This is a genomic window from Actinoallomurus soli (genome assembly GCF_024055715.1).
Lineage (GTDB): Bacteria > Actinomycetota > Actinomycetes > Streptosporangiales > Streptosporangiaceae > Actinoallomurus > Actinoallomurus soli.
In genome coordinates, this window is the sequence record NZ_JAMXMV010000001.1 from 822,856 (window position 1) to 840,475 (window position 17,620).

A 17,620-nucleotide genomic window follows, 5' to 3' on the forward strand; every position below is an offset into this window, starting at 1 on the left:
ATAGAGCGAATTCTGTCGTGGTCGGGGCGCTTTGAGGCAGGACATCCCTGGGGGCGCCTGCGGACAAAAGCCCTTCGGATCCTGCCAGGTGCTTGAGGAGCCGTCGGCTACGGGAGCTGGACGACCTTGATGCGCCAGTTGCATTCGCTCAAGACGCTGAGCGCGATTGAGCCGCCGTCGTGTTGGTGGGTCACGTCCTTGCCGGTGGCGGCGAGCGAGTTGACGAAGACCTGGCCGGTGTTGTCGTCGCTGACCGCGAAGTTGCCCTGGCCGCCGAAGTTCGCGCAGTTGAAGGAGTAGTGCAGGTCCCAGTCGCCGTGGACATGGAACGTCCTGGTCGTCTTCATGCCGTTCCCGCTCTCGGTGAGCACTGTGTGCGGCTTGGGCGGCGAAGAGGGCTTGGACGGCGCGGAGGACTGAGGTGAGGTCTTCTTCGCCGGGCCGGCGGAGCCATTCGCCGGACCGCGCGGCGCGGCGACCGGCGGTGTCGCCGTCGTCTGGCCCTTGTCGCCGGAGACCGCGGACACGATGGCGCCGAGCACGATCAGGACGACCAGCAGGCCGCCGCAGCCGAGGCAGCCGATGAGGACCGGGTTCGGCTTCTTCTGCGGCGGAGGAGGCACGAACCCCGGGCCTCCGTACGGCGGCTGCGGCGTGGGGTGGGAAGGCATGGACATGGTGCATCTCCTGGAGGCGGGGGAGGTCGGAAGGCGCCTGCCACGCGTACGTCCGCGCGGCAGGGACGGAGATCGAGGGCGGGTGAGGCCTGCTCGCGATGAGGTGTCAGGCCGCGAGAGCGGTCTGGTGCCAGGTGAGCAGGAACGACTTCGCGAGGTCTTCGGCCCGCGCGGCGGCGTCGAAGGACTCGCTCAGGCTGCGTCGCGCGATCGAGGCCATGGAGTCGGCGGCCTCGTTGAGCGGGTGGCCCGAGTGGGCCTTGACGTGCTCCAGGCACAGCCCGGGGAGCACGGCCACGCGTTCGGCCAGCCGGACGAGGGTCGGAGCGCCCCTCCTGCGCGGCCGCAGGTCGTACCCGTCCGGCATCAACTCGGTCCGGCCGTTCTGCCAGGACCGCAGGTAGGTCAGGGCCGAGAGGCTGTCCACGAGGAGCACGAGGTCGGAGGCGTCCTCTCCCAGCACCGAGAGCAGGAGTTCGACCGCCCGCAGCTCATTGACCAGGACCTTCGACCGGCCGGTGGGATCGGTTCGGTCCTCGGGCCGGCTCCGGAAGCCCCACCGGCCGGTGCTCGTCACGTAACCGAGCCCGCCGTGGCCCTTCTTCCAGCTCGCGTCGGTGGCCGCGATGACCGGATCGGTCCCGGCCCATCGCCTGATGTCGCCGTGGACGCCGGGCCATCGGCTGTCCGACGGTGCTCTGCCGCCACCAGGGCAGCCCTGCGGGTGATGTCCGACGCCGATGTAGTACTCGGCTTCGGCCACGAGCACGCCTGCCCAGTGGTGCTCGTCGAAGGTCGCGGCGTGCAGGGCGAGCTCCAGTGATCGCGCGGCGATCCGGCAGTACGGGCAGCTCCCAGCCTTGAGCACGCGGGAGCGAATCCTGCGTGCCCGTGCGTGCAGGTCCGGGGAGAGCAAACGAAGGGCGCGGGAGAACTCGTCGTTCTGCATGTCACTTCCTTGCGTGAGATTTCCACGTCGGTGCAGGCCGGCCGGATCGGAGCTGTGCTCAGGGGACGGGGTGAAAACAGGACGGGCCGTACGCCGCGACGCACGGCCGCCCCGTGGACGAGCAGCTGAAAGCGAGACCCAGTAGACATGACGGCGAAAGCACTGTCAAACAGTTTTCAGTAGATCGACGACGGTGTAAGGTGAGCGCTGTCCGGTAGTTCCGACACGTCTGGCAGGGAGCCGATGAGCGAGTACGCGACCGCCCTCGTGACCGCGGCGGACATCTCCCGCCTGGCCGGTGTCACCCGCGCCACGGTGAGCAACTGGCGGCGCCGGCACGCCGACTTCCCCGCCCCGGTGGGAGGCACGGACACCAGTCCCGCCTACGACCTCGCCGCCGTGCGCGCGTGGCTGTCCGCCCGCGGCCAACTGCCGGAGAACTCACCCGCCGATGAGCTGCGCCTCCTGCTGCGGGCGCAGCCGGAGACCGGCCGGGCCGTCGCCCGCTTGTTCCCCGTGGTGCTCGCCGCCGCAGGGCTCAGCCGCGCCGACCTCGTGTCCCTGCCCGAGCGGTCGGACGACGAGCTGGCGTCCTGGACACGTTCCGCGGTGAATGCGCTGGCCGACGAGATCCCCGGCGTGGCCGAGGCGGCTTCCGGCGGCGTCGACGCGTCACTGCTGAGAGCCCTCGTACGGGCGGTGATCGCCGAGGGCGCGGAGGCGACCGCCGGCATCCTCTTCGAACGGCTGCTCGAGGACAGCAGCGTGACCGGCACGTACCTGACGCCCGGCCCGCTGGCCGAGCTGATGACCGCCCTGCTGGCGGAGGATTCCGGCGCGTTCCCGAAGCGCGTCCTGGATCCGGCCTGCGGCAGCGGGTCGCTGCTGGCCGCCGCCGCCCGTACCGGCGCGACCGAGGTGTACGGCCAGGACGTCCTTACCGGGCACGCCGCCCGGGCCGCCGTACGCCTCCGCCTCGGCGCGCCTGCCGCCGCCGTCACCGTACGGGCAGGCGACAGCCTGCGCTCCGACGCCTTCCCCGATCTGGCCGTCGACGCCGTGCTGTGCAACCCGCCGTACGGGGACCGCGCGTGGGGGCACGACGAGCTGGCCTACGACGAGCGCTGGGCGTACGGCGTGCCGCCTCGGGGCGAGTCCGAGCTGGCCTGGATTCAGCACTGCCTGGCGCACCTGGCGCCCGGTGCCCACGCCGTGCTCTTGATGCCGCCGGCCGTCGCCGAGCGGGCGTCCGGCCGCCGCATCCGGTCCGAGCTCGTACGCGGCGGCGTCCTCCGCGCCGTCATCGCGCTCCCGCAGGGCATCGCCATGCCCCTGCACATCGGCCTGCACCTGTGGGTGCTGCGTCGGCCCGGCCCGGACGCCGACGTCCCGCCCGCCGTTCTGTTCCTCGACGCGACCAGCACGAAGAAGCAGGACCACGACTGGGCGGAGCTCCGCGAGACCGTGCTGGCGGCTTGGCGGGCGTACCGCGTCGGTGCGGACATCACGGCCGTTCCGGCGGCCCGCGCCGTACCGCTGATCGATCTACTCGATGAGGCCGCGGACCTGACCCCCGTACGCCACGTACGCGGCGGCCGTACGGTCCAGCATCCCGGCCGGCTGGCCCGGCAGGGCACGGACCTGCGCGACCGGCTGCACCAGGCGGCGACGCAGGTGAGCGACCTGAGCCGGACCGGCGACTGGCCGCCGACCGGTGACCGGCCCCGCGAATGGCGTACGGCGACCGTCGCCGACCTGCTGCGCGGCGGCGCGCTCGACCTGCTGCACGCGACCCCGCGCGGTTCCCGCCGCGCCGAGCCGGAGCCTCTCGCCCCCGGTGACGACGCGCGGCCCGTGCTCACCGCGAAGGACGTCGTCACCGGCCGGCCGGCCTCCGGGACGTCCGCGGACCGCACGGCCGACGGCGACGTCCACCTGGTACGACCGGGCGACGTGCTGCTTCCGGAGATATTCCGCGGCGAGCATCCGAGCGTGACCCGCGTCGCGGAGGACGACGACGCCGGCTGCGTCCTCGGACCGCATCTGTGGTTGTTCCGCCCCGACCCGCAGCGGCTCGACCCGTGGTTCCTGGCCGGGTTCCTCTCGGCGGAGGAGAACGTCAGCGCCGCCACCACCGGGTCGTCCCTCGTACGGATCCATCCCCGGCGCCTGCGCGTGCCGCTGCTCCCGCTCGTCGAACAGCGCCGCTACGGCGACGCGTTCCGCCACCTGCACGTGATGCGCACGACGGCGCGGCGCGCCGCCGAGGCGGCGGAGGAGACCGCCCGCGTTCTCGGCGCGGGACTCACGGGTGGCGCACTGTTGCCACCTGGTCACGAATCACCCTGATCCCTGACAGCATCGCGCCGACCGACCACACTGATTAGCCCCGCCTGGCCTGACCCGCCGGGAGAGTGAAAGGACCCCTTTGGACAGCAACAAGCACACGGAGTTGGCGAACCACGCCTGGTCCGTCGCCGACCTGCTGCGCGGCGACTACAAGCAGTCCGACTACGGCAAGGTGATCCTCCCGTTCACGGTGCTGCGGCGTCTCGAATGCGTCCTGGAGCCGACGCGGGACGCCGTCCTGGAGACGTTTGACCAGCTCAAGGACCAGGGGTACGACCTGGACCGCTTCCTGCGCCGGGCGTCGAAGCAGTCCTTCTACAACACGAGCGGCTACACGCTCAAGAAGATCGCGAACGACCCGACGCACGCGGCCACCTACCTGGACCAGTACGTCGCCGCGTTCTCCGACAACGCCCGCGAGGTGCTGGAGAAGTACGAGTTCGCCCAGCAGATCCGGCGGCTCGACAGCGCGAACCTGCTGTACCTGGTCGTCGGCCGGTTCGCGGACCTGGACCTGCGGCCCGAGGTCGTCTCGAACCACAACATGGGCTACATCTTCGAGGAGCTCATCCGCCGCTTCGCGGAGCAGTCGAACGAGACGGCCGGTGAGCACTTCACCCCGCGCGAGGTCATCGAGCTGATGGTCAACCTGCTCGTGGCCCCCGACGCGGACGTCCTCAGCGTCCCCGGCGTCGTCCGTACGGTCCTTGACCCGGCGTGCGGCACGGGCGGCATGCTGAGCGCGGCCGCCGAGCACATCACCGCCCTCAACCCGGACGCCACGGTCGAGGTGTACGGGCAGGAGCTGAATCCCGAGTCCTGGGCCATCTGCCGCTCCGACCTCATGATCAAGGGCCAGAACCCGGACAACATCGCCTTCGGCAACTCCTTCTCCGACGACGGCCACCAGCGCGCGACGTTCGACTACCTGCTGGCCAACCCGCCGTTCGGCGTGGAATGGAAGAAGGTCAAGGACGCCGTCGAGTACGAGTACAAGACCCTCGGCGAGTCCGGCCGCTTCGGCGCCGGCCTGCCGCGCATCAACGACGGGTCGTTCCTCTTCCTCCAGCACATGCTGTCGAAGATGAAGCCGGTCGACGGCAACGGCGGAGGCGGCAGCCGCGTCGCCATCGTCTTCAACGGCTCACCGCTGTTCACCGGCGCGGCCGAGTCGGGCGAGTCGAAGATCCGCCAGTGGATCCTGGAGAACGACTGGCTGGAGGCCATCGTCGCCCTGCCGGACCAGCTCTTCTACAACACCGGCATCTCGACGTACTTCTGGATCCTCACCAACCGCAAGGGCCCCGATCACAAGGGCAAGGTCGTCCTGCTCGACGCGCGGGACTACTGGCAGAAGATGCGCAAGTCCCTGGGGGACAAGCGCAAGTACCTCACGAAGGACCAGATCGCCGAGATCACCCGCCTGTACGGCGAGGCGCTCCAGGTCGCCGCCGACCCCGACCATCCGCTGCACGGCAAGGTCAAGGTCTTCCGCAACGAGGACTTCGGCTACCGCCGCATCACGGTCGAGCGTCCCCTGAAGCTCCGCTTCGAACTGAGCGAGGAAACCCTCGCCGCCTTGGCCGAGTCTAAGCCGGTCCAGAAGCTGCCGGACGCCGACGAGTTCATCGCCGCCCTCCGCCCTCTCCTCGGCTCCACTTGGCCAACCAAGGCAGAGGCGATCGACGCCCTGCGTGCAGCCGTCGTCGAAGCCGGCCTTCTGTGGCCCGGTGGCATCCCCTTCGTCAAGGCCTTGAGGGATGCCATCGGTGTGCGGGACGCCAAAGGCGAAGTGCAGCTGATGAAAGGTACGCCAGAACCGGACACGGAACTACGCGACTACGAAAACGTTCCGCTGGGCGAGAACGTCGATGATTACATCAAACGCGAGGTTCTCTCATATGCACCTGACGCATGGCTCGATCATGGCAAGACAAAGATCGGCTACGAGATTCCGATAACCCGCTACTTCTATATCTACAAACCTCCGCGCCCCTTGGTGGAGATCGACGCGGAACTTAAGGCTCTCGAGGCGGAGATTCACGAACTGCTCGGGGAGGTGGCGGAGTGATCAGAATGAAACCTGTTTCTCTTGGGTGGACTTCGGAGATACCGGCGCACTGGGATGTCGTCCCTCTCAAATTCGTAGCAAAAATGGGGACTGGGCATACGCCGGATCGCAATAAAGAGGAATACTGGGAGCATTGCACCATTCCCTGGGTTACAATCCCTGATTTGACTAGTCGATTCGACTCCCTGTCTCCTCTTATGGATACCGAGCAGCGAATCAGCGAATTGGGGATGGCCAATAGTGCGGCTGTTCTTCACCCAAGAGACACCGTAATGCTCTCGCGGACGGCTAGCATAGGCCACAGCGTACGTATTGGCCGCCCTATGGCGACGACGCAGGCTTTCGTCACTTGGAGCCCAGGAGCGAGGCTCGACTCGGGCTATCTATTGCTAGTGCTCCATGCCATGAAGCAAGAGTGGGAAAAGCTTGCGTACGGGTCAACTCATTTGACAATCTATATGCCCGATCTCGAATCGATAAGGATTCCGCTTCCTCCTCTAGAGGAGCAACGGCGTATCGCCGCCTTCGTCAACATGCAAGCTGGCAAAATCTCTAAGTTGATAGCCAGGAAGCGACGCTTGGTCGCTCTCATGAATGAGCGTATCGATAGTCAGATACTACAATATGTCGGTGCGAGTAAAATCGTGAAGTCGAGAACCGGTACACCTGTACTACCGATTCGTCGGCTCTTGAGAAAGGCCTATCGGGCCCCTCTCCCGAATGCGGGCATCATTACCGCTTATCGGGATGGTCAAGTGACGGAGCGTAGCCTGCGGCGCGCAGAGGGCTACACGCTTTCGGCCTCCGCTGAGCCGCAAGGTCAGTATGTCAAGGTAGGCGATGTAGTCATTCATGGACTCGACGGCTTCGCTGGATCTATCGGAACTGCTGAGGCGAGCGGAAATTGCACTCCTGTTTATCATGTATGCACTCCAGTAGGTGCCGGCGACTCTCGATTCCTGGGGAGGATGCTGCGATTGCTCGCACTCCAAGGCTATTTGGGGAATTTCGCTACCAGTACGCGCGAGCGCGCCGTTGATTTCCGGAATTGGGATTTGTTTGGAAGGATACCGATACCGGTGGTATCTAACGATGAGCAGCGGGAAATTGGTAACTCAATTTCCCGTCTGCGGCCTCTCGCTCAGAAGGTCGAACGCTTCGAGAGCGCTGCTGCTGAACGTCGTCAAGCGCTCATACATGCCGCGGTGACTGGGCAACTCGACGTAACTACTGCCATCGGGGCGGTCACCGAAGGATCCCTATCATGAGTCCTATCCATCACGAGTCCGAATTCGGGGAAGCAATCATCGCCGCGATGGTGGAGCGGGGCTGGCGGGAAGGGCGACCGCAAGACTATAGGGCTGACCGAGGGCTGGACACCGACGAGCTGTACACGTTCATCGGTGCGACACAGCCTGAGGAATGGAACGAACTTCTCGCCCTTTACGGCCACGACCCGGATGTCGCACAGACTGGATTCGCAAAGCGGCTTGACCAGGCTATCACTAACGATGGGCTGGTTGACGTGCTCCGGAATGGAGTTAAGGACCGGGGTGTCCGTATCCGGGTAGCCTATTACAAGCCGAACCTTGTCCAGTCCGATTCCGTACTTGAGAGATATCGGGCGAACCGCCTCACCGTCGTCCGTGAGCTTGAGTATGCGACCAAACAGGCTGACTCGGGACACCGGCTGGATATGGTGCTGTTCCTCAACGGCATCCCGATCGCCACGGCTGAACTGAAGAATCCGCTCACCGGCCAGAGCGTCGAGCATGCCAAGGAGCAGTACCGCTCCGACCGAGACCCGGCGGAGCCGATCTTTCGGAACCGCGCCATCGTGCACTTTGCGGTCGACCCGGACCTGGTGTTCGTCACCACACAGCTGCGCGGGGCCAAGACGCAGTTCCTGCCGTTCAACACCGGCTCCAACGGTCCCGGGCGGCCCGGGGGAGCGGGCAACCCGGCTCCGACCGCGTTCGGCACGTACGCCACCTCGTACCTGTGGGAGCAGATCTGGCAGCCGGACAACTGGCTCGATCTGCTCGAACGCTTCGTGCACCTGCAGAGGTCCAAGACGCCCGGCGGGCAGGCCACCAAAACGGTCATCTTCCCGCGCTACCACCAGTGGGACGTCGTCAAGAAGCTCACCGCGCACGCCGCTCGTCACGGTGCCGGGCACAACTACCTCGTCATGGCCTCCGCGGGGTCGGGCAAGTCGAACACGATCGGCTGGCTCGCGCATCGGCTCAGCGACCTGCACACCCCCGCCGACGTCGGCGAGCTGGATCCCGAGGCCGTACGGCGCGGTCTCAAACCCGCCGAGCCGGTGTTCGACAAGGTCATCATCATCACCGACCGCCGGAACCTCGACGCGCAGCTCCGGGAGACGGTCGGCAGCTTTGAGAAGACCGCCGGCCTGGTCGTGAAGATCGACGAGAAGCACGGCGCGAAGTCCGAGCAGCTCGCGCAGGCACTGTCCCGCGAGACCGGGAAGATCGTTACGGTCACACTGCACACGTTCCCGGCGCTCATCGAGTTCTTGAAGCGCAACCCGACGGAAATTCATGGCAGCAAGTTCGCGATCATCGTGGATGAGGCGCACTCATCGCAGTCCGGTGACGCTGCGACCGCCGTACGGGCCGCGTTGCGCGACCTCGGCCTGGACTCCGACTCCGATGACGCGGGCGCCACGACCGTCGAGGCGAAGCTGGAGAAGAAGGCCGAGCAGCGCCGCCGGGCCACGAACCTGTCGTACTTCGCGTTCACCGCCACGCCCAAGGCCAGAACCCTCGAGCTCTTCGGCACCCTGGAGACCGTCGATGGGGAGCCGACGTACGTGCCGTTCCACACGTACTCGATGCGGCAGGCGATCGAGGAGGGCTTCATCCTCGACCCGCTGCGCAACTACGTCACCTACAAGACGTACTGGAAGCTCGTCAACGAGAACCCGGACGAGCGCGAGGTCGACCCGTCCAAGGCGAACCCGTGGCTCGCCCGCTTCGCGCTGACGCACGAGTCAACCGTCGCCCAGCAGGCCAAGGTCATCGTCGAGCACTTCCGCGCGCATACGCTCGGCCGGCTCGGCGGTCGGGCCAAGGCCATGGTGGTGACCGCCTCGCGGCTGAGCGCCGTGCAGATGTCGCGGGCCATCAAGCAGCACATCGACGACATGGGCTACGGCATCGGCGTACTCGTCGCGTTCTCCGGCTCGCTCACGTACGAGGGCGAGGAGACGACCGAGTCGAAGGAGAACGGCGGCCTGTCGGATAGCCAGCTTCCCAAGGAGTTCGCGTACACGCGGGCCGACGACAAGACACTCAGCTCCGGCGGCAGGGTTAAGCCGGAGTACCGGATCCTGGTCGTCGCCGAGAAGTACCAGACCGGGTTCGACCAGCCGTCGCTGACGACGATGTACGTCAACAAGAAGCTGACCGGCGTCTCGGCCGTGCAGACCCTGTCGCGGCTCAACCGGACCGCCGAGCGCAAGACCCAAGGCGACCTGGCCGTCCTGGACTTCGTCAACGAGGCCGAGGACATCCAGGAGGCGTTCCGCCCATACTTCGAGGAGGCGGAGACGCTGCCCTCGGACCCGAACCTGCTCTACACCGCGCAAAGCCGGGTCATGTCCCCGCCGATCCTCGTCGAGCGGGAGATGCAGGCGTTCGCCGAGGCGTACCTCGCGGCCGAGGAGAAGGCGGCCGGCTCGGCGGCGAAGTGGGAGAAGCTGCACGCCGAGCTGTACCGTCATCTCAACCCCGCCGTCGACCGCTTCACCGAGCTGACGAACGGCGAGGACGAGGACGACCAGGATGTCGCGGAGAACTTCCGGGCCGACCTGAACGACTACGTCCGCAAGTACGGCTTCCTCGCGCAGATCGTCCCGTACCGCGACGCCGAGCTGGAACGCCTCTACCTTTACGGCCGCCACCTGCTGAACCGGCTGCCCCGCCGCGCGGACGGCGGCGTCGACATCGGCGAGATCGACCTGAGCCACATGCGAGTGGAGCTGACCGGCGAGCACGACGTCGGCCTCGTCCCGGAAGGGCCCACGATGCTGCCCGGGTTCTCCGACGGCGCCGGCGGCGGCAAGGAGCAGGAGAAGTCCCTGCTGTCGGAGCTGATCGAGCGGTTCAATGAGAAGTTCGGCACGGAGTTCACCGAGCAGGACGTCGTGAAGCCGTTCGAGGAGACGGTCAAGGACCCGAAGGTGCGGCAGGCCGCCGTCGCGAACAACGACCCGAAGAACTTCGGCCTCGTGTTCGACAAGGCCTTCGAGGACAAGATGATGGACCACATCGACACCATCGCGGACCTCGGCCGTCAGTACTTCGGCCCGGACAAGAGCTTCAAGAGCTCGCTCAACAAGAGCGCCCGCAACGCCGCGTGGCGGCTGATCCGCCAGCAGGAAGGCGTCATCGACGACGTGGCCTGATCCATCCGTCCGGGGGTTCGTACGGCTGGTGCCGTATGGGCCCCCTGGACGAATGATCTCTGTATCGCGACACTTGCTCCATTACATGGCGAACACGAACGGACACGGGGAAAGAGTGTTAATGGAGCCGATCGCCGGACGCTACGAACTGACGGAGCAGATCAGCGCCGGCGGAATGGGGACGGTCTGGCACGGCTACGATGCCGTGCTCGACCGCGAGGTGGCCGTCAAGCTCATCCGGCACGACACGGCGGCCTCCGCTGAGCAGGCGGAGGAGTTCGCCAAGCGGTTCCGCCGCGAGGCGCGGGTCACCGCCCGCATCCGGCACCACGGCGTCCCGCAGGTGTACGACGCGGTGCTCGACCAGTCGTCCGACCGGGTGTATCTGGTGATGGAGCTGGTGCACGGCATCTCCCTGCGCGCCTTCGTCGACCCGGACGAGCCGCTCCCCACCGCGTGGGCCGCAGCGATGGCCGCGCAGATCAGCACGGTCCTGTCCCACGCCCATGCCGTGCCCGTCGTCCATCGGGATCTCAAGCCGGACAACGTCCTCGTCGCCGAGGACGGCACGGTGAAGGTGCTCGACTTCGGGATCGCGGCCATCCTGCGGAGGGACGTCACCAAGCTCACGGCGACCGGCCAGGCGATCGGCACCAGCCAGTACATGGCGCCGGAGCAGATCAGGGGAGCGCAGATCACCCCGCGCAGCGACCTGTACGCCTTGGGCTGCATCCTCCACGAGCTGCTCTCCGGGCGGCCGGTGTTCACCGGGAGAACCGACTTCGAGCTGTGGCAGCAGCACACGTCCGCGCCGCCGCGTCCGCTGCACGAGCTGCGCGCCGACGTCCCCTCCGAACTGGAACACCTGGTCCTCGACCTGCTGAGGAAGAACCCCGAGCAGCGACCGGCCGACGCGTACGAGGTGTACGAGCGGCTCCTGCCGTTCCTGCCGGTTTCGGGCTCACCCCTTCCGGCGGCGGGCGACAGCCCGGTCGACCTGCCCGACCCCACGCTGATGTACCGCCGCCCGAACGCGCCGCGCTCTCGCCCCGAGGCCGCCCCGGCGGTCCCGGCCCCGACGGCCGGCGGACCCGCCGCCCCTCCGCCCGTCGCCGCCGACACGCGCCTGCGCGACGCCATCAAGGCCGCGGTCGAGGAGAGCGACGCGCTCCTGGGCAGCGAGCGCTTCGCCCAGGCCGCCGACGTCCTCCAGGAGGTGATTGTCCCGGCCGCCGACGCGCTCGGCGCGGAGAGCCCTCGCGTGCTGATGCTGCGGTTGCGTCGTGCCGCGATCCTGTTCATCGGCGGCGCCTACCGCGAGGTCCTGCCCGAGTTCGACGCGCTGGCCAAGGCGTACGCGCGGACCGAAGGAGCGGCCGGCGAGCAGGCGCTGAACTGCCGCAGGCAGGCCGCCTACTGCCGTGCCGAACTCGGCCAGACGACGGCGGCACTCAGCCAGTTCCGCGTACTGCTCGATCAGGTACGCGCGCGGGACGGCGACGCTTCAGAGACGGCCCTTGAGCTCCGCCGCAACATCGGCATGCTCCTGCTGGGCGAAGAGGACCTCGTCGCGGCCGCCGAGGTCCTCCGGCCGCTGTACGAGGACCTGTGCCTGCTGTACGGCCCGGAGCACGAAGACAGCCAGGAGGTCCGCGAAATGCTCGCCCGCCTCGACCTCGGTTGACGGCCAAGGCCGAGTCAGGGCCGCCATCTGCCGAGGGAAGGGCCATCGGCCCAGAGGTTTTCTCGGATCAGAGCGAAACCGAGGTCACAGAGTGCCTGCTCGATCTCCTGCCGCTTCTCTGATGGATACAAATACTCTGCGGGGGTGTAGTCGATCCCCCAATTCGTATCGCGGATACCGAAGCGTTCGGCGACTTCAACGGGCATCCACTCGTCGGTGGCCAGGTACAACGGGATCCGGCGTTCGCACATCTGGTACTCGAACCAGCTATCCACATCGATACCGTCTAGGTCGTCCTCACTCGGATACGGTATATGGTCGGGCAAGCTGTCGCGCCACTCCTTGAGTACGACGTAGAGATCTGGGTTTTCATTGGTGTCGGTGATCATCGTGGCAGATGGCCAGAGGGTGAGGATTTCCGCTGCGGTACGGCGCGGCGATCCAGTCATCTCGGGCATGGTCATACCTTCCGTTGGTCAGCCAGAAGATCGGCAATCCTGATCAGACATCAGCCTCGTGGCTTCGGCGGGTCTACCTCTCCCCAGTAAAAGCCGTCGAAGTCCAGCCGGTACATCCCGTCTTCGTCTGGAGTGATGCTTTCCCACTCGTCGTCTCCCGTGACGACGTGGAACCTCCCTGGCGAGAAATGCGCACGAGGAATAAAGTTGCCATACTTCTCTGAGTTCCAGCGGTCCGAGATCACGTCTTCTTCGCCCACGCTGTTCAACTGGGTATCACTCAGCGATTCGAAAGCGGAGGCGATCGCTTCCGCTACTTCGGTGGTGAAGCGTACGGCTTCGTACGTGCCTCGGCCTGCGAAGTCGTAGACCAAGCCGATCTCGCCGTCGAACGTACCATCGATGCCGGAGATTTTTATCTTCGCGGGACGCCACTCAGGGTCGTCTTCGTCGTTGGCCTCGTCTTCGACGAGGCCGAGGTGTTCCTCCGACCAGTCCACATCCCAATAGGTCGCGACCAGTGTGCCCACTAGTCGTCCCGTGGACGAAAAGAGCTTGGACCAGGGGTTCCTAGCTTGGAACGATCGGACGAGAAGTTCGTCCTGCGGGCTCCGATAGAAAGCCATCTTTGTTTGACTGGCGAGCCACGATTCGAAGGTCTCGTCAGAGTCGGCCAGCGTGAACAACCGCCTGGCCTCGTCCACGTCGACGCTCGGCCAGTCGGATGATTCGATGCCCATAACTATGCCCCCGGATGAATCTTTAACTGTTCCCTGCTCGCGACGGTCATCTCGTGATCGGCTGGATCAACCGGACTGGTCGATCGAGGGAATCACCTCGGGGTCGGGATATTCGGTGCCGTTCCAGTAGGCATCGATCAATGCGTCATCGTGAACAACCGTGAAGCCGAGGTCACGCAGCGTTTGTTCGATCTCGTCGCGGCGTGCGGTGGGGTAGAGATACTTGGCGGGTTCGTACTCACCGTTGAGGCACCATCCGGGGCTGTCGGGGATGCCGTACTTCTGGGCGATCTCCGCGGGCATCCATTCGTCGGTGTCCAGGTGGGGTCTGGCCTCCCAAGAGGTGTTCAATCCCTCGACCTCGGGGTTGAAGGCCGGGTGGTCGAGGTCGAACGGTTCTTCGTCGGACGGTGTGATCAGCCCCCACGCCTCTTCTTCGCTGAATTCGTCAAGGTCCGTCTCGGGATGACGGGCGGAGTAGAGGCTGCTGTAGTAGTCGAAGAGCGTATGGCTGGGCTCGTCGATCCAACCCGCCCACCTGGTCGCGCGGACCTGGCCGTAGGTACGGGCTCGGGTCAACGCGATGCGTGCCGCCGCGCCGGCGTGAGCCCACGCCCGGGGGATCGCGGTCAGGTTCCGTCCGGTGATGTCGCTGGTGATGATCGTCAGATCACCGCCCAGGCTCGCCTTGGCCTCCTCCGCGGTGCACCGCGGTCGCTGTTCCACGGAGGTCGATGTCGCAGCCGAGTCCGAATCCTCGGGGACCGATGCCGCGACCGAGGTCCGGTCGGCGATGGTCCAACCGGTCGCGCGTTCTCGCGCTCCGGAGCAGGCGAGAATCCGCCAGTACGACGGTGACCACGCGAAGACGGCCTCCTGCCCGAAACGGCGGCCGATCTCGCGTGCGGTGTCGTCGTCCAGCCCAACGACCGCGACACTCGGCTTCGTCGGCGTACGGGCGGAATCCCCGGTCATCGCAGGCCAGCAGTGCAGGTCCAAAGCGCGTAGCTCCGACTCGAGAGCTCGTCGCGCATGCTCATTCTCGACGGCCTGGCGTGCTTCGCGCCCCGGGGCGACTGCGGTGATGATGTGCACGGTGCGGCCATCCTCATCGGGGAAACGCCCGACGCATCGCCCCAAGGCGGCCGGCGAGATCTCCATCTCGGTCCCATCGATATCAATCCGGACGACCGTCTGTGCATAGGCGTCCCAGCGGGATGCCGGCCCCTCGACCTCGTCGATGATGTTCTCCGTCCATCAACACCAGTCGGCCATGGAGGGGCTCGTCGGCGTGTGTGAGTTCAGGATGAGGGGATCGTAACGGGCACGAACGACACTTTCGAGGCTTGTCCAGGCGGACGTCCGCGTGGGCGTGGTGGGGGCCTCGCGCGTCGTCTACGGCGCGGCTCCCCGCCGACTGTCCACCGTGCGGGCCGAGGCGGCCGGTTCCGGTTCGCCGACCGAGGCACGGGAGGTCAGCCAGGTCGCGTCCGCCGTTGGCGCGCGGCAGGATTCACCAGCCGTTGCGGTAACCCGACGTGGATCCCGGCGTAGGTGGGGACCCGCGTAACGAGGACTTGGGCCTGTTCTACGGATCCGATCACGAAGACAGTCGGGGGTCGCCGGAATGCTTGTCAGGCTCCGCCTTCGCTGACTGTCTTGCTCCAACCGCTGAGATTCGAGAAAGAATCACTCGGAAAACACCCTGACGTAATGACGTTTTAGGGTCAACGCTTGCCTTGCAGGCCCTAGCGTCGAGTGGCATGCTGCCGGTAGCGGAGGCCAGGGGGTCGGCGATGACTAAACGGTGGATAGCAGATCCTAACGCGACGTTCACGCGCAGAATCGGGCGATCTGCGGCGGAGCTCGGTAACACAAGTCAGGGTAAGACCTGCCCGGACATCTGGGAGCTGAGTAACGGCGACATCGCTGTCGTCGGGACGGATATGACCGAGGTCTTCGCTGGTCGCCTGCCTGATGATGTCTCCATCGGAATGCATGAACGCCTCGTCGTAATCCCACGCAATATGGCGGTTGCGGCCAAACCGGAACTGCCTGATGCTTGATCGGATCGCCGACCAGCCCGGTCTCGAGTTGGACCTGGCTTCATACTCAGACGCCTACGACGAAGCGTACGAGCAGATCATCTTTCGTAAGCTTGAGCGGCGGCAGACGTTCCGCGAGCCAGGGGTTCCAAGCTGGGAGGCGTTCGCGGCCGGGGACTGGGAACGTGCGCTCGAGCTGAACGAACGGGAACGCGACGCGGTGAGGGCGAAGGTCGCGGAAGATGCCCGCCTCGGCGTCGAATCTCGACGGCTGCGAGTGGTGGAGCACCCGGTCACGCCTTACCTTCAGTGGGAGATGCAGTACTTCCGGCTCCTTGCTGAGGCGGAGGAGGATATCCGCGTTCTGGATGCTGAGAAGGTGCGGCATCTGGAGGCCGATCACCTGTTGCCGGAGATCGTCATCCTCGGAGAGCGTGTCCTATTCGAGGTGCTGTACGACTCTCAGGGGACCGCTTACGGGGCTCGCCGTATAGACGACGCGGACGTGATCACGGAGTCCGCCCGCGAGGTCGCCGACCTGTACGCCGCTGCCGAACCGTTGCTCGACTACTTCGCACGGGAGATCGCAACGCTCCCTCCGCCGACCCCCTGACGAGGGACAGCTGTCGGTATGCCGCGCGGCGCGCCGAGGTCCACCAGGATCTCGCTGATTGTTACGCTGATCCTCGTTGTGGTGCTCAGCGTCAGCCTTATCGGAGTCTCGCCGCTGGCGCTCGATGCCTTCCGAGGTTCTACGAGTCACTGGGACCGTTTGAGTTCGATCGGCCAGACGTACGGCGCCGCGTCCGCAGTGCTGTCAGTGCTGGCGGTCATCGGTGTCGCCGTGACGCTCGTCCTGCAGGCGCGAGAGTCCAGAGCCATCCGGCTGCAGGCCATCCGCGAATCACATACCCGCCTGCTCGAAATGGCGATGAACGACCCCGAGCTGAACAAGGTCTGGGGGCCGTCTGGACTCGCTGACCCCTTCGTCCTGCAACGCCAGAACATGTACGCGAATATGATCCTGTCGCAGTGGGAGATGTCTTACGCGACGCGCACGCTGACGGACGACCACCTCAGATTGCTCGCCGCGGAATTCCTTTCCGGGACTATCGGAAGGGACTTTTGGGCTCTGGCACGTCGCGCTCGTCTGGACACTTCGGAGAGCAAGCTGCACCGACGTTTCCATGAGATCATCGATGAGGAGTACCAACGCCTGCGCGACACGCCGGCGATACCGCCTCCTGACCCTGGGGTGCCATCCGGTGACGATGAGCGCCACTGGTGGAAAGCTTTGGCCGTCGGCTTGGTTGTCACGGGCTTGGGTGTGCTGATTCGACTGGTGTGGCGTGATCAAGACTTCCGCTCGAGCCGCACACGACGTAGTCAGCCACACAGTCGGGTAGTGCGGTGACCACATACGTTCGCCGGGTGTGACACGTCGGCCTGCCCCTTCGGACCTGCCCCTTGCGATCCGAGGCTGTCACCTGAGCAGGAACAAATCCCTGCTCAGGTGACAACCTCGAGAATGAACCCACCCCGGCGCGCGTCACCCAACCCGGCGAACCTTCATGGTCACGGCAGTAGCGGGGGATGCGGGCGACTCGGCGCGGCGCCTATCCCAGATAGTCGCTGAGCGAGATGGCGTTCCAGTGGAGGGCTTCAACAGTAGCTTCTAGCGCGGCGATCACTGCTGGCTCGTGCGTGACCCAGCCGCCGACCTGCAGGCCAGCCTCGCCAGAGCCGTAGTCGTGAATGAGGGCGGTGTGCCGGTCGAAGAGTAGGTAGTCGAAATACCGCTCATCCGGCAGGCGCAGTGAGGGGGCACAGACGACGATCTCGATGTTCTCGCCCATCTCAGCGCGGATTCGGTAGCTCAGCAGCTCATACTCGAGGTAGACGGTTAGCGGTTCCTGTACGAGGCGTATGCGTGCGTATTCGATCTCCCGCTTCTGGACATCCTCGTACAAGGGGCGGTCGGCCTGCGCTTCACGGCGAAGCAGTTCGCGGGCGGTCTGGAGGTCGCCCCGCTCGTACGCCGCTTGCGACTCGCTCGCTTCCCGTTCTCGGTAGGCCTGCCAGCATTCGAGCTTCAGAAACCGCGACTCGATGCGTGACCAGGCGTCCGTGAACGCAGCCCCGAAGCCGTCAACATTAAGGCGCATGCTCCCCGCAAGCGCCCAGGCTGGTGGCACGTTCACATTCCTGGTGTGTA

At 65.8% G+C, this 17,620-nt stretch carries 14 protein-coding genes; 8 read left to right on the forward strand and 6 right to left on the reverse strand.

Going from position 1 to position 17,620, the window contains the following annotated elements:
• Window positions 1-107: 107 nt before the first annotated feature.
• Window positions 108-677, reverse strand: a complete 570-nt coding sequence (locus NDW01_RS03740; protein ID WP_252816574.1) for a hypothetical protein — start codon at window positions 675-677, stop codon at window positions 108-110.
• A 106-nt stretch (window positions 678-783) separates the two neighbouring features.
• Window positions 784-1,626, reverse strand: coding sequence for an RNase H family protein (locus tag NDW01_RS03745; protein ID WP_252816576.1), 843 nt, complete (start codon window positions 1,624-1,626; stop codon window positions 784-786).
• Window positions 1,627-1,869: 243 nt separating this feature from the next.
• On the opposite strand from NDW01_RS03745, the gene NDW01_RS03750 reads away from it, so the two are divergent.
• From NDW01_RS03750 to NDW01_RS03770, 5 genes are all read left to right on the forward strand, one after another.
• Window positions 1,870-3,975: an N-6 DNA methylase gene (locus tag NDW01_RS03750; RefSeq protein WP_252816578.1), complete on the forward strand. Its 2,106-nt coding sequence runs from the start codon at window positions 1,870-1,872 to the stop codon at window positions 3,973-3,975.
• Between the two features lie 79 nt (window positions 3,976-4,054).
• Window positions 4,055-6,046 (forward strand): type I restriction-modification system subunit M, encoded by a 1,992-nt coding sequence (locus NDW01_RS03755; RefSeq protein ID WP_252816580.1) that lies wholly within the window; start codon window positions 4,055-4,057, stop codon window positions 6,044-6,046.
• Window positions 6,047-6,051: 5 nt separating this feature from the next.
• Complete coding sequence (locus tag NDW01_RS03760; RefSeq protein ID WP_252817365.1) at window positions 6,052-7,314, forward strand: restriction endonuclease subunit S; 1,263 nt, start codon at window positions 6,052-6,054, stop codon at window positions 7,312-7,314.
• Between the two features lie 47 nt (window positions 7,315-7,361).
• A complete protein-coding gene (locus tag NDW01_RS03765; RefSeq protein WP_252817368.1) occupies window positions 7,362-10,478 on the forward strand; it encodes a type I restriction endonuclease subunit R in 3,117 nt (1,038 codons plus the stop codon).
• 121 nt (window positions 10,479-10,599) lie between these two features.
• Window positions 10,600-12,162 (forward strand): serine/threonine-protein kinase, encoded by a 1,563-nt coding sequence (locus NDW01_RS03770; protein WP_252816582.1) that lies wholly within the window; start codon window positions 10,600-10,602, stop codon window positions 12,160-12,162.
• Window positions 12,163-12,176: 14 nt separating this feature from the next.
• Here NDW01_RS03770 and NDW01_RS03775 read toward each other — a convergent pair whose 3' ends face one another.
• From NDW01_RS03775 to NDW01_RS03785, 3 genes are all read right to left on the reverse strand, one after another.
• A complete protein-coding gene (locus tag NDW01_RS03775; RefSeq protein ID WP_252816584.1) occupies window positions 12,177-12,620 on the reverse strand; it encodes a hypothetical protein in 444 nt (147 codons plus the stop codon).
• Between the two features lie 50 nt (window positions 12,621-12,670).
• Window positions 12,671-13,360, reverse strand: a complete 690-nt coding sequence (locus NDW01_RS03780; protein ID WP_252816585.1) for a hypothetical protein — start codon at window positions 13,358-13,360, stop codon at window positions 12,671-12,673.
• Between the two features lie 66 nt (window positions 13,361-13,426).
• Window positions 13,427-14,521 carry a DUF3293 domain-containing protein gene (locus NDW01_RS03785; protein ID WP_252816587.1) on the reverse strand — a complete coding sequence of 365 codons (1,095 nt, stop codon included), beginning with the start codon at window positions 14,519-14,521 and terminating at the stop codon, window positions 13,427-13,429.
• Between the two features lie 602 nt (window positions 14,522-15,123).
• Here NDW01_RS03785 and NDW01_RS03790 point away from each other — a divergent pair.
• The 3 genes from NDW01_RS03790 to NDW01_RS03800 are packed head-to-tail and all read left to right on the forward strand — an operon-like array spanning window position 15,124 to window position 16,819.
• Entirely contained in the window at window positions 15,124-15,426 is a 303-nt protein-coding gene (locus tag NDW01_RS03790) for a hypothetical protein (protein WP_308211625.1), read from the forward strand.
• Complete coding sequence (locus NDW01_RS03795; RefSeq protein WP_252816589.1) at window positions 15,419-16,018, forward strand: DUF6879 family protein; 600 nt, start codon at window positions 15,419-15,421, stop codon at window positions 16,016-16,018. The genes NDW01_RS03790 and NDW01_RS03795 overlap by 8 nt, the downstream gene beginning before the upstream one ends.
• An 18-nt stretch (window positions 16,019-16,036) precedes the next feature.
• A complete protein-coding gene (locus NDW01_RS03800) occupies window positions 16,037-16,819 on the forward strand; it encodes a DUF6082 family protein (RefSeq protein ID WP_252816591.1) in 783 nt (260 codons plus the stop codon).
• A 202-nt stretch (window positions 16,820-17,021) separates the two neighbouring features.
• On the opposite strand, the gene NDW01_RS03805 is transcribed toward NDW01_RS03800, so the two are convergent.
• Window positions 17,022-17,606 carry a DUF6879 family protein gene (locus NDW01_RS03805; protein ID WP_252816593.1) on the reverse strand — a complete coding sequence of 195 codons (585 nt, stop codon included), beginning with the start codon at window positions 17,604-17,606 and terminating at the stop codon, window positions 17,022-17,024.
• Window positions 17,607-17,620 lie beyond the last annotated feature (14 nt).

Bases quoted from the DNA above. Each gene is read 5' to 3' on its own strand.
- NDW01_RS03775 (WP_252816584.1), bottom strand. From the start codon at position 12,620: ATGCCCGAGATGACTGGATCGCCGCGCCGTACCGCAGCGGAAATCCTC.
- NDW01_RS03745 (WP_252816576.1), bottom strand. From the start codon at position 1,626: ATGCAGAACGACGAGTTCTCCCGCGCCCTTCGTTTGCTCTCCCCGGAC.
- NDW01_RS03740 (WP_252816574.1), bottom strand. From the start codon at position 677: ATGTCCATGCCTTCCCACCCCACGCCGCAGCCGCCGTACGGAGGCCCG.
- NDW01_RS03765 (WP_252817368.1), top strand. From the start codon at position 7,362: ATGGTGGAGCGGGGCTGGCGGGAAGGGCGACCGCAAGACTATAGGGCT.
- NDW01_RS03800 (WP_252816591.1), top strand. From the start codon at position 16,037: ATGCCGCGCGGCGCGCCGAGGTCCACCAGGATCTCGCTGATTGTTACG.
- NDW01_RS03750 (WP_252816578.1), top strand. From the start codon at position 1,870: ATGAGCGAGTACGCGACCGCCCTCGTGACCGCGGCGGACATCTCCCGC.
- NDW01_RS03795 (WP_252816589.1), top strand. From the start codon at position 15,419: ATGCTTGATCGGATCGCCGACCAGCCCGGTCTCGAGTTGGACCTGGCT.
- NDW01_RS03785 (WP_252816587.1), bottom strand. From the start codon at position 14,521: ATGGAGATCTCGCCGGCCGCCTTGGGGCGATGCGTCGGGCGTTTCCCC.
- NDW01_RS03770 (WP_252816582.1), top strand. From the start codon at position 10,600: ATGGAGCCGATCGCCGGACGCTACGAACTGACGGAGCAGATCAGCGCC.
- NDW01_RS03790 (WP_308211625.1), top strand. From the start codon at position 15,124: ATGCTGCCGGTAGCGGAGGCCAGGGGGTCGGCGATGACTAAACGGTGG.
- NDW01_RS03780 (WP_252816585.1), bottom strand. From the start codon at position 13,360: ATGGGCATCGAATCATCCGACTGGCCGAGCGTCGACGTGGACGAGGCC.
- NDW01_RS03760 (WP_252817365.1), top strand. From the start codon at position 6,052: ATGAAACCTGTTTCTCTTGGGTGGACTTCGGAGATACCGGCGCACTGG.